Genomic DNA, 12,544 nt, shown 5'->3' with positions numbered 1-12,544 from the left:
ATGGCTCGGTTGCGTATTGCGCTGGTGGCCGGAGAGGCCTCCGGCGACATTCTCGGCTCCGGCTTGATGCGTGCGATCAAGTCACGGCATCCGGACGCCGAATTCATCGGTGTTGGCGGACCGCTCATGGAAGCACAGGGCATGACGTCGTATTTTCCGATGGAGCGCTTGTCGGTCATGGGCCTCGTGGAAGTGCTGGGTCGCCTCAAAGAACTGCTCGCTCGTCGCAAGCTGCTGATTCAGACCCTCATCGACGAAAAGCCGGACGTGTTCATCGGCATCGACGCGCCGGACTTCACCCTCAACATCGAGCTCAAGCTGCGTCAGGCCGGCATCAAGACCGTTCATTACGTCAGCCCGTCCGTGTGGGCGTGGCGGCAGAAGCGTGTCCTGAAGATCCGCGAAGGCTGCGACCTGATGCTGACCCTGCTGCCGTTCGAAGCTCGTTTTTACGAAGAGCAAGGCGTGCCGGTGCGCTTTGTCGGACATCCGTTGGCCGACACCATTGCGCTGCAGGCGGATCAAGTGGCCGCGCGCGCTGAACTCGGGTTTGGCGAAGGCCCTGTGGTGGCGTTGATGCCGGGCAGTCGCGGCGGCGAAGTCGGGCGTCTCGGTGCGCTGTTTTTCGACGCGGCCGAGCGCCTGATGGCTGCGCGTCCCGACATCCGTTTCGTGTTGCCGTGTGCCAGCCCTCAACGCCGTGAACAGATCGAGCAACTGCTGCAAGGGCGCGAACTGCCCCTGACGCTGCTCGACGGTCAGTCCCACGTGGCGTTGGCAGCGTGTAATGCCGTGCTGATCGCTTCCGGGACCGCGACCCTTGAAGCACTGCTGTACAAACGACCGATGGTGGTTGCCTATCGCCTGGCGCCACTGACCTACTGGATACTCAAGCGGATGGTGAATAGTCCGTACGTATCGCTGCCGAACCTGCTGGCCCAGCGCATGCTGGTCCCGGAGCTTCTGCAGGACGCGGCGACCGCCGAGGCTCTGGCGCAGACGCTTTTGCCGTTGCTGGACAACGGCGACGCACAGACAGCCGGCTTCGACGCGATTCACCGAACCTTGCGTCGCGATGCGTCCAATCAGGCCGCCGAAGCGGTGTTGAACCTGATCGGCGCAACGCCTTCACAATGAGCAGGCAATCAATGCAAATGGGTCTGGACTTCAATCTCGTCGAGGATCTGGTCGCCGGTGTCGACGAAGTCGGCCGTGGCCCACTGTGTGGCGCCGTTGTCACTGCGGCGGTCATTCTTGACCCCAAGCGCCCGATTCTAGGGCTGAACGACTCGAAGAAGCTCACCGAAGCCAAGCGCGAAAGGCTGTTCGACGAGATTTGCGAGAAAGCGCTGTGCTGGCACATCGCGCGGGCTGAAGTCGAAGAGATCGATGAGCTGAATATTCTTCACGCCACCATGCTGGCGATGAAGCGCGCCGTAGAAGGCTTGATCATCACGCCAAAACTGGCGCTGATCGATGGCAACCGCTGCCCGCAGCTGTCGGTGCCCAGCGCGCCGGTCATTCAGGGCGATGCCCACGTGCCGGCCATTGCCGCCGCCTCGATTCTTGCCAAGGTCAGTCGCGACCGGGAAATGGCGCACATGGAGCTGCTTTACCCGGGCTACGGCATCGGCGGTCATAAAGGTTATCCCACGGCCGTGCACCTTGAAGCACTGGCGCGACTGGGTCCTACGCCCATTCACCGGCGCTCCTTTGGCCCGGTCCGTCAAGCCTGGGCGGCGCGGGACATGATGGTCTCCACCGGCTTCATGTCGCTGCCACTCAGTTGATCGCGGGCTGATGTTTTTCTGAATGGCCGGTACAATCCGGCCTTCGTTTTTTGTGCACCATAGGATCACCCATGCCGGCTTCTTTCGTTCATCTACGCCTGCACACCGAATACTCCCTCGTTGATGGTCTGGTCCGAGTAAAACCCTTGGTCAAAGCGCTCACGGCCATGAACATGCCGGCCGTGGCGGTGACCGACCAGCACAACATGTGTTCGTTGGTGAAATTCTATAAGGCCGCCATGGGTGCAGGCATCAAGCCGATCTGCGGGGCCGACATCTGGCTGGCCGGACGCGACCGCGATGCACCGCTGAGCCGTCTCAGCCTGCTGGTGATGAACCCCAAAGGCTACCTCAACCTCACCGAACTGATTTCCCGGGGCTTCATGCACGGCCAGCGCAATGGTCTGGTAGTGATCGAGCGCGAGTGGGTGGCCGAAGCCAGCGAAGGGTTGATTGCCCTGTCTGCGGCGAAGGAAGGCGAGATCGGCATGGCCCTCCTCGGCGGCAATCCGGCCGAAGCCGACGAGCTGCTGAAGGAGTGGCTGACGGTCTTCCAGGACCGCTTCTACATCGAAGTCCAGCGTACCAACCGCATCAATGATGAAGAACACCTGCACGCGGCCGTCGCCCTGGCCGAGCGCCATGGCGTGCCGCTGGTTGCCAGCAACGACGTGCGCTTCATCAAGCAGGAAGATTTCGAAGCCCACGAAACCCGTGTGTGCATTGGTGAAGGCCGCGCGCTGGACGACCCGCGCCGCTCGCACAACTACAGCGATCAGCAGTACCTGAAGAGCGCGGAGGAGATGGCCGAGCTGTTCAGCGATCTGCCGGACGCCCTCGCCAACACCGTCGAGATCGCCAAGCGCTGCAACATCGACGTCAAGCTGGGCACGCACTTTCTGCCCAACTTCCCTATCCCCGATGGCATGACCATCGACGAATATTTCCGCAAGGTGTCCTTCGAGGGGCTGGAAGAGCGCCTCGCCGTGCTCTGGCCGAGAGAGACCACGCCGGACTACGAGGCCAAGCGACAGGTCTATGTCGACCGCCTGAATTTCGAGCTGGATATCATCATCCAGATGGGGTTCCCCGGTTACTTCCTGATCGTTATGGACTTCATCCAGTGGGCCAAGAGCAACGGCGTGCCGGTGGGGCCGGGCCGAGGGTCGGGTGCCGGCTCGCTGGTGGCCTACGTGCAGAAGATCACCGACCTCGACCCGCTGGAATATGACCTGCTGTTCGAACGTTTCCTTAACCCAGAGCGGGTCTCCATGCCCGACTTCGACGTCGACTTCTGCATGGACGGTCGCGATCGGGTCATCGAGTACGTGGCCGAAAAATACGGCCGCAACGCGGTCAGCCAGATCATCACGTTTGGTTCCATGGCCGCGAAGGCGGTGGTACGGGACGTGGCGCGGGTGCAGGGCAAGTCCTACGGATTGGCTGATCGTCTGTCCAAGATGATTCCCTTCGAAGTCGGCATGACCCTGGAAAAAGCCTACGAGCAGGAAGAGATCCTGCGTGACTTCCTCAAGGTGGATGAGGAAGCGGCCGAAATCTGGGAAATGGCGCGCAAGCTGGAAGGCGTTGTGCGTAACGTTGGCAAGCACGCCGGCGGCGTGGTCATCGCGCCCACCAAGCTGACCGACTTCTCCGCGATCTATTGCGATGAAGAGGGCGGCGGCCTGGTTACCCAGTTCGACAAGGACGACGTCGAGTCGGCCGGTCTGGTGAAGTTCGACTTCCTGGGTCTGCGCACCCTGACCATCATCGACTGGGCACTGAAAACGATTAACCGCGAACGCGCCAAGGTTGATGAAGAGCCCCTCGACATCGCGTTCATCCCGCTGGACGACATGCCGACCTACGAGCTGCTGCAGCGCGCCGAAACCACCGCCGTGTTCCAGCTTGAATCCCGCGGCATGAAAGAGCTGATCAAAAAGCTCAAGCCTGACTGTCTGGAAGACTTGATCGCACTGGTTGCGCTGTTCCGTCCGGGTCCTTTGCAATCGGGCATGGTCGACGACTTCATCAACCGTAAACACGGCCGTGCGGAGCTGTCGTACCCCCACGTCGACTACCAGTACGAAGGCCTCAAGCCGGTGCTTGCGCCGACGTACGGCATCATCCTGTACCAGGAACAGGTGATGCAGATTGCCCAGGTCATGGCCGGCTACACCCTCGGCGGCGCTGACATGCTCCGTCGTGCAATGGGTAAAAAGAAGCCCGAGGAAATGGCCAAGCAGCGCGGCGGTTTCATCGAGGGTTGCAAGACCAACAACATCGACCCGGACCTGGCCGGTAACATTTTCGACCTGGTAGAGAAGTTCGCCGGTTACGGTTTCAACAAGTCGCACTCGGCGGCCTACGGGCTGGTGTCGTACCAGACCGCCTGGCTCAAGCGTCACTACCCGGCGCCGTTCATGGCGGCGGTGCTTTCAGCTGACATGCACAACACCGACAAGGTTGTGACCTTGATCGAAGAAGTGCGGATCATGAAGCTGCGTCTGGATGCGCCGGACGTGAACAACTCCGAGTTCAAGTTCACCGTGAACGACGACGGCCGTATCGTCTATGGTCTCGGCGCGATCAAAGGGGTCGGCGAAGGCCCGGTGGAAGCGATCACCGAAGCGCGTCAGGAAGGCCCGTTCGCCGACCTGTTCGATTTCTGCGCCCGCATCGACCTCAAGCGCGTGAACAAGCGCACGCTCGATGGCCTGATTCGCAGTGGTGCCCTGGACCGTCTCGGCCCGTTCTTCTATGACGAGCCAAAACAGTATCAAGCCAATATCGACCGTAACCGCGGCGTCCTGCTGGCCGCACTCGAAGAAGCCATTCAGGCCGCCGAGCAGACCGCGCGCAGCCACGACAGCGGCCATGCCGATCTCTTCGGCGGCCTGTTCGTCGAAGCCGACGCCGACGTTTACGCGAACCATCGCAGCGCCAAAGAGGTCACTCTCAAAGAGCGTCTGCGTGGCGAGAAAGAAACCCTGGGGCTTTACCTGACCGGGCACCCGATCGATGAATACGAAGGCGAGATACGCCGCTTCGCGCGCCAGCGTATCGTTGATCTCAAGCCCTCGCGGGAAACCCAGACCATCGCCGGCCTGATCATCGCCCTGCGGGTGATGAAGAACAAAAAGGGCGACAAGATGGGCTTCATCACCCTGGACGACCGTTCGGGGCGTATCGAAGCGTCGCTCTTTGCCGATTCGTTCCAGGCAGCCCAGTCGCTGCTGCAAACCGACGCGATGGTGGTGGTGGAAGGGGAGGTCAGCACCGATGATTTCTCCGGCGGCCTGCGGTTACGTGCCAAACGGGTGATGAGCCTGGAAGAAGCGCGTACCGGGCTGGCGGAGAGCCTGCGTCTTAACGTGCGTGCCGAAGCGCTCAAGGGCGACCGGCTGCGCTGGCTGGGAGAACTGTGCAAGAAACACCGCGGCGCGTGCCCGATCACCCTCGACTACACCGGGCAGGAAGCCAAGGCACTGCTGCAGTTCGGCGAAGCGTGGCGAATCGATCCCGCAGACAGCCTGATCCAGGCGCTGCGTGACCAGTTCGGACGAGAGAACGTCTTCCTGCAGTATCGCTGACACCGATCAGCTCAATATTGATGACTCGACACTTTAAACTCGACCGAAAGGCGCCTGCTCCATTAAGGTATGGCGCTTATCGGATCAACCGGCCGGCCTCTTGGCCGTCGACCCAAGACGGATGCCTATGAACCCGAATTTTCTGGATTTCGAACAGCCGATTGCTGACCTGCAAGCCAAGATTGAAGAGCTGCGTCTGGTAGGCAATGACAACTCGCTGAACATCGGCGATGAAATCTCTCGACTGCAAGAGAAGAGCAATACGCTCACCGAAAGCATTTTCGGCAACCTGACCAGTTGGCAGATCGCGCGCATGGCGCGTCATCCGCGTCGTCCGTACACGCTGGACTACATTCAACACATCTTCACCGAGTTCGACGAGCTGCACGGCGATCGCCACTTCTCCGACGACGCCGCCATTGTCGGCGGCATTGCCCGCTTGAACGACCAGCCGGTGATGGTGATCGGTCATCAGAAAGGCCGCGAAGTGCGCGAGAAGGTTCGCCGCAACTTCGGCATGCCACGTCCTGAAGGCTACCGCAAGGCCTGCCGCCTGATGGAAATGGCCGAGCGCTTCAAGATGCCGATCCTGACCTTCATCGACACGCCGGGCGCTTATCCTGGCATCGACGCCGAAGAGCGTAACCAGAGCGAAGCCATCGCCTGGAACCTGCGCGTGATGGCGCGCCTCAAGACGCCGATCATTGCCACAGTCATCGGCGAAGGCGGTTCGGGCGGTGCACTGGCCATTGGCGTGTGCGATCAACTGAACATGCTGCAGTATTCGACCTACGCGGTAATCTCGCCGGAAGGCTGCGCGTCCATCCTGTGGAAAACCGCAGAAAAAGCGCCGGACGCTGCCGAAGCGATGGGCATCACTGCCGAACGCCTGAAAGGCCTGGGCATCGTTGACAAGGTGATCAACGAGCCACTGGGTGGCGCGCACCGTGATCCGGCCGCTGCCGCAGCCTTGATCCGCGAAGAATTGAGCAGCCAACTGAGCATGCTCCAGAAGTTCGATAACGACGCGCTGTTGGCCCGCCGTTACGACCGCCTGATGAGCTATGGCCTTTAACCGGACCGTTCTGCACGAAGAGCGTCACCGAACCCGGTGACGTCACCCGGTCCGGCGAGCTTTAAGCAGGGTTAACCAGCATGAGCAAACCGGACAGCATCAAACTCGCACTCTCCAGACGTCTGCTGTCGCGCCTCGAACCCTGGCGCGCTGCTGTCGGTTGGCGTGTCGCATTCTCCGGTGGGCTCGACTCCACTGTTCTGCTTCACCTGCTGGCCGAACTGGCCCGGGCGCACGCCTTTCCTCCTCTGACCGCTGTTCACGTCAACCATGGCCTTCAGGCTGTGGCTGCGTCGTGGCCGGTCCATTGCCGGCAGATGTGTCAGATTCTGGGTGTGCCGATGGAAGTCGTCGACGTCCAGGTGCGCCCCGGCGCGAGCCTTGAGCAAGCTGCACGCGAGGCTCGCTACGCCGCGTTCAACTCGACCCTCGGGGCAGGCGAGGTACTGCTCACCGCCCAGCACCGTGACGATCAGGCTGAAACGCTGCTGTTCCGACTGCTGCGTGGCGCCGGGGTGCGCGGGCTGGCCGCCATGCCGGCGCAGCGTCCTTTGGGCGCAGGGCAGTTATTTCGGCCGCTGCTGGACGAATCCCGCGCAACCCTGGAGGCCTATGCCCGGGAGCAGGGTTTGAGCTGGATCGAGGACCCTAGCAACAAGGACAGCCGCTTTTCGCGCAACTACCTGCGCAGCCATGTATTGCCGCTGGTGACCACGCGCTGGCCCCAAGCGATCGCGAGCATGGCCCGCAGCGCCGCGCATCTGGCCGAAGCCCAACAGTTGCTGGACGAACTGGCGGTGCAGGACCTCGCCCTCGCCGCTACGCCGTGCCCCTGGCCCTGGCTGGACATGCCCTCCCTTGAGCTCGCGCCGCTCGAAGCGCTGTCACCCGCCCGCCAACGCAACGCATTGCGCCACTGGCTGGCGCCGCTTACGCGTTTGCCTGATACCGATCACTGGGCAGGCTGGGATTCGTTGCGCGATGCCGGTCCGGACGGTAGGCCCATCTGGCGGCTGGCCGAGGGTCAGATGCACCGTGCCGAGGGGCGCATCTGGTGGCTGTCGGGGATCTGGCTGAAAAATGTCGCCGGCTCGCAACACTGGTCCCTGGCCTCGCAACCCCTCACGCTGCCGGGCAACGGCATGCTGCAGATTCTCGGCGCTGCGCCGGCGGGCGGTCTGCATGTGCATTACCGTCAGGGCGGTGAAACCTTCGATGTGCCGGACCGAGGCCGACGAGACCTCAAACGGCTCCTCAATGAGAAGGGCGTGCCGGTTTTTCTGCGCGGCCGATTGCCGCTGTTGTACCGCGGCGAGCAGTTATTGGCCGTGGCGAACCTCCCGGGACTGGACGCCAGCCCCCGTGGTGACTGGCGATTGCACTGGTTGCCACCGACGAATGACCAAAGTTTGAGCTGAAAGGGCCTTTCCGGTAGACTACGCTCCCTTCTTGATACAGCTTATGTCGATCCTTCCGGAACGATGCAAGTTGCCGATTACCAGCCAGTCTTTACTGGGCGATTCTCAAAAATGTGGCGAGCCACGGACAGACCTTTTCAAGGTCGGTCGTTGACTTGGGCGCGACAGATTCGAAAATCCACAGTGAAACACGCAGGTTTTCGGGGGCTTCGGCCTTCCTTCGCTTTCCCCGGCGGCTCTGACCGCTTTAACGCAGACTTCTAGGGTTTTTCATGACGCGCTACATCTTCGTCACGGGCGGTGTTGTTTCTTCATTGGGGAAAGGCATCGCCTCGGCTTCATTGGCGGCCATCCTGGAGGCGAGGGGACTTAAGGTCACCATGCTCAAGCTGGACCCCTACATCAACGTCGATCCCGGCACCATGAGTCCGTTTCAGCACGGTGAGGTGTTCGTCACCCACGACGGCGCCGAAACTGACCTGGACCTGGGTCACTACGAGCGTTTCATTCGCACCACCATGACCCAGAACAACAACTTCACCACCGGCCGTGTGTACGAACACGTCCTGCGCAAAGAGCGCCGTGGTGATTATCTGGGCGCGACCATTCAGGTGATCCCGCACATCACCGACGAAATCAAGCGTCGCATCATCAAGGGCGCCGGCGATGCCGACGTCGCCATGGTCGAAATCGGTGGCACCGTGGGCGACATCGAGTCGCAACCGTTCCTCGAAGCGATCCGTCAGCTGCGTTTCGAAGTGGGCGCCAAGCGCGCCATGCTCATGCACCTGACACTGGTTCCGTACATCGCCACCGCTGGCGAGACCAAGACCAAGCCGACTCAGCATTCGGTGAAAGAACTCCGTTCGATCGGCCTGCAGCCAGACGTGCTGGTCTGCCGTTCCGACCACCCGATCGACATCTCGTCGCGCCGCAAGATCGCGCAGTTCACCAACGTTGAAGAGCGCGCGGTCATCGCCCTCGAAGACGCCGACACCATCTACAAGATCCCGGGCATCCTGCATTCCCAGGGCCTTGACGACTTCGTCGTCGAGCGCTTCGGCCTGCAGTGCGGCAGCGCCGACCTGTCCGAGTGGGAAAAGGTCGTCGACGCCAAGCTCAATCCGGAACACGAAGTCACCATCGCGATGGTGGGCAAGTACATGGAGCTGCTGGATGCGTACAAGTCGCTGATCGAAGCGATGAGTCACGCCGGCATCAGCAACCGCACCAAGGTCAACCTGCGCTACATCGATTCCGAAGACATCGAGAATCAGGGCACTGGTCTGCTCGAAGGCGTTGACGCGATTCTCGTGCCGGGCGGCTTCGGCCTGCGTGGCGTCGAGGGCAAGATCACGGCGGTGCAGTTCGCTCGTGAAAACAAGGTTCCGTATCTAGGCATCTGCCTGGGCATGCAGGTGGCAGTCATCGAGTTCGCACGTAACGTGCTGGGCTGGAAAGACGCCAACTCCACCGAGTTCGATCGCGCCAGCCAGCACCCGGTTGTCGGTCTGATCACCGAGTGGGAAGACGCCACCGGTGCTGTCGAAACCCGTACCGAAACCTCGGATCTGGGCGGCACCATGCGTCTGGGTGCGCAGGACTGCCTGCTTGAGCCGGGCTCTCTGGTACACGATTGCTACGCCAACGACGTCATCGTCGAGCGCCATCGTCACCGTTATGAAGTGAACAACAAGCTGCTGCCGCAACTGGTCGAAGCCGGCCTGAAAATCTCCGGTCGCTCCGGTGATGGCGCACTGGTTGAAGTGGTGGAGTCTCCTGACCATCCATGGTTCGTGGCCTGCCAGTTCCACCCCGAGTTCACCTCAACGCCTCGCGATGGCCACCCGTTGTTCAGTGGTTTCGTCAAGGCAGCGCTTGCTCAACACCAGAAGAACGGCTGATAGGGAATTCATCACATGGCACAGAAAATCATCCGCGTCGGCTCGATCGACATCGCCAACGACAAGCCTATGGTTCTGTTCGGCGGCATGAACGTCCTAGAGTCCCGCGACATGGCGATGCAGGTCTGTGAAGAATACGTGCGAGTGACCGAGAAACTCGGCATTCCGTACGTGTTCAAGGCCAGCTTCGACAAGGCCAATCGTTCCTCCGTGACTTCGTACCGTGGCCCGGGCCTTGAAGAAGGCATGCGGATTTTCCAGGACATCAAGCAAGCGTTTGGCGTGCCGATCATCACCGACGTGCACGAGCCTGATCAGGCCGCTACCGTGGCGGAAGTGTGCGACATCATTCAGTTGCCGGCTTTCCTGTCCCGCCAGACCGACCTGGTCGTGGCCATGGCCAAGACCGGCGCTGTGATCAACATCAAGAAAGCCCAGTTCCTCGCGCCCCACGAGATGAAGCACATCCTCGCCAAGTGCGTGGAAGCGGGCAACGATCAGTTGATCCTGTGCGAGCGTGGTTCGAGCTTCGGCTACAACAACCTGGTCGTCGACATGCTCGGTTTCGGCATCATGAAATCGTTCGAATACCCGGTGTTCTTCGACGTGACCCACGCCTTGCAGATGCCCGGCGGTCGCTCGGATTCCGCCGGTGGCCGTCGCGCCCAGGTGACCGATCTGGCCAAGGCCGGGATGAGTCAGGGCCTGGCCGGTCTTTTCCTGGAAGCCCATCCGGATCCGGACAACGCCAAATGCGACGGTCCCTGCGCCCTGCGTCTGGACAAGCTGGAGCCGTTTCTGGCCCAGCTCAAGGCGCTCGACGAACTCGTTAAAAGCTTCCCGACGATCGAAACGGCGTAAAACCCGCTTCTCCGGCGCCGAGCCCTCCGGTAGAGTGCCGTTCGTTGTTTTCCCGACCAAAGGGTCGGGAAAATTGTCGTTTCAGGGCCTGCCCGTTGTCCTAGAGCCCTGAGACGCCGAATCGTTTTCCCAGCTGCGTCGTTTTCGTCAATCTTGGAGTGTTAACAACAATGGCAAAAATCGTCGACATCAAAGGTCGTGAAGTTCTCGACTCCCGTGGCAATCCCACCGTGGAAGCAGACGTGCTCCTCGACAACGGCATCATCGGCAGCGCCTGCGCGCCGTCCGGTGCTTCCACCGGCTCGCGTGAAGCGCTCGAGCTGCGTGATGGCGACAAGAGCCGTTACATGGGCAAGGGTGTTCTGAAGGCTGTGGCCAACATTAATGGCCCGATCCGCGACCTGCTGCTGGGCAAAGACCCGGTTGACCAGAAAGCCCTCGATCACGCGATGATTGAGCTGGACGGTACCGAGAACAAAGCCAGCTTGGGCGCCAACGCGATCCTCGCTGTGTCCCTGGCTGCTGCCAAAGCTGCCGCTCAGGACCAGGATCTGCCGTTGTACGCGCACATCGCCAACCTGAACGGCACGCCGGGTGTTTACTCCATGCCGGTCCCGATGATGAACATCATCAACGGTGGCGAGCACGCTGATAACAACATCGACATCCAGGAATTCATGATTCAGCCAGTGGGCGCCAAGACCTTCTCCGAAGGCCTGCGCTGGGGCACCGAGATTTTCCACCACCTCAAAGCGGTGTTGAAAGCACGTGGCCTGAACACTGCCGTGGGTGACGAAGGCGGCTTCGCGCCGAACCTGAACTCCAACGGCGACGCGCTAGACGCCATCGCCGAAGCCGTTGCCAACGCTGGCTACAAGCTGGGCACCGACGTGACCCTGGCGCTGGACTGCGCAGCGAGCGAGTTCTACAAGAACGGCAAGTACGTGCTGAGCGAAGAGGGCGAGTACGACTCTGCCGGTTTCGCCGACTACCTGGCCGACCTGGTCAGCAAGCACCCGATCATCTCCATCGAAGACGGTCTGGACGAGTCGGACTGGGATGGCTGGAAAGTCCTTACCGACAAGATCGGCGACAAGATCCAGCTGGTGGGCGACGACCTGTTCGTGACCAACACCAAGATCCTGAAAGAAGGCATCGACAAGAAGATCGGTAACTCGATCCTGATCAAGTTCAACCAGATCGGCACGCTCACCGAAACGCTGGAAGCCATCCAGATGGCCAAGGCTGCGGGTTACACCGCCGTGATCTCCCACCGTTCCGGTGAAACCGAAGACTCCACCATCGCCGACCTGGCCGTGGGTACCGCTGCCGGCCAGATCAAGACCGGTTCGTTGAGTCGTTCCGACCGTATCGCCAAGTACAACCAGCTGCTGCGTATCGAAGAGCAACTGGGCGCCAAAGCGGTATACCGTGGTCGCGGCGAGTTTCGCGGCTGATTGCAAAGATGGTAAAAAGGCAGCAGGCGTTGTAGGAGAAGTCACTGAAGCGTGACTTCTCTTGTCGTCCTGATCCATAAGCCCGGTGACCACCGGGCTTATGGGCATTTGAAATGGTCGGTTTTGCTGTCTTTATTCGCCGGGTAACAGATATTCACAATGCGCAGTCCTAACTGGTTGTTCCTCGTTCTGCTTTTGATGCTCGCTGGCTTGCAGTATCGCCTATGGGTAGGTAATGGCAGTCTCGCGCAGGTGGCCAGTCTGACTCAGCAAATCGCCGATCAACACGCCGAAAACGATGCTCTGCTGGAGCGCAACCGGGTCCTCGACGCGGAAGTGCTGGAGCTGAAAAAAGGCCTCGAAACCGTTGAAGAGCGTGCCCGTCATGAATTGGGCATGGTCAAGGACGGCGAGACCCTTTATCAGTTGGCACAGTGACGTTGGCG

The 12,544-nt window shown here is 60.8% G+C and carries 9 protein-coding genes; all 9 read left to right on the top strand.

Annotation, left to right across the window (positions count from 1 at the left end; translation table 11 throughout):
- The 9 genes from lpxB to ftsB all read left to right on the top strand — a co-directional run bounded on the left by lpxB (position 1) and on the right by ftsB (position 12,536).
- Complete coding sequence (gene lpxB / locus BMY98_RS17570; RefSeq protein ID WP_074891291.1) at positions 1–1,137, top strand: lipid-A-disaccharide synthase; 1,137 nt, start codon at positions 1–3, stop codon at positions 1,135–1,137.
- Between the two features lie 11 nt (positions 1,138–1,148).
- Positions 1,149–1,790, top strand: a complete 642-nt coding sequence (gene rnhB, locus BMY98_RS17565; protein WP_074891289.1) for a ribonuclease HII — start codon at positions 1,149–1,151, stop codon at positions 1,788–1,790.
- A gap of 71 nt (positions 1,791–1,861) precedes the next feature.
- Positions 1,862–5,383, top strand: coding sequence for a DNA polymerase III subunit alpha (gene dnaE / locus BMY98_RS17560; RefSeq protein WP_074891288.1), 3,522 nt, complete (start codon positions 1,862–1,864; stop codon positions 5,381–5,383).
- Positions 5,384–5,510: 127 nt separating this feature from the next.
- Positions 5,511–6,458: an acetyl-CoA carboxylase carboxyltransferase subunit alpha gene (locus tag BMY98_RS17555; RefSeq protein ID WP_065989826.1), complete on the top strand. Its 948-nt coding sequence runs from the start codon at positions 5,511–5,513 to the stop codon at positions 6,456–6,458.
- 80 nt (positions 6,459–6,538) lie between these two features.
- Complete coding sequence (gene tilS / locus BMY98_RS17550) at positions 6,539–7,876, top strand: tRNA lysidine(34) synthetase TilS (protein ID WP_074891286.1); 1,338 nt, start codon at positions 6,539–6,541, stop codon at positions 7,874–7,876.
- A 272-nt stretch (positions 7,877–8,148) separates the two neighbouring features.
- Positions 8,149–9,780, top strand: coding sequence for a CTP synthase (locus BMY98_RS17545; protein WP_074891284.1), 1,632 nt, complete (start codon positions 8,149–8,151; stop codon positions 9,778–9,780).
- A gap of 15 nt (positions 9,781–9,795) precedes the next feature.
- Positions 9,796–10,641: a 3-deoxy-8-phosphooctulonate synthase gene (gene kdsA / locus BMY98_RS17540; protein ID WP_065989822.1), complete on the top strand. Its 846-nt coding sequence runs from the start codon at positions 9,796–9,798 to the stop codon at positions 10,639–10,641.
- 170 nt (positions 10,642–10,811) lie between these two features.
- Complete coding sequence (gene eno / locus BMY98_RS17535) at positions 10,812–12,098, top strand: phosphopyruvate hydratase (protein ID WP_074891281.1); 1,287 nt, start codon at positions 10,812–10,814, stop codon at positions 12,096–12,098.
- Between the two features lie 159 nt (positions 12,099–12,257).
- Entirely contained in the window at positions 12,258–12,536 is a 279-nt protein-coding gene (gene ftsB / locus BMY98_RS17530; protein WP_037014212.1) for a cell division protein FtsB, read from the top strand.
- The last annotated feature ends 8 nt before the right edge of the window (positions 12,537–12,544 follow it).

This window comes from Pseudomonas graminis (assembly GCF_900111735.1).
Taxonomy (GTDB): domain Bacteria; phylum Pseudomonadota; class Gammaproteobacteria; order Pseudomonadales; family Pseudomonadaceae; genus Aquipseudomonas; species Aquipseudomonas graminis.
Note: the sequence above shows the minus strand (reverse complement) of the source record. Positions and strands in the feature narration are given on the sequence as shown.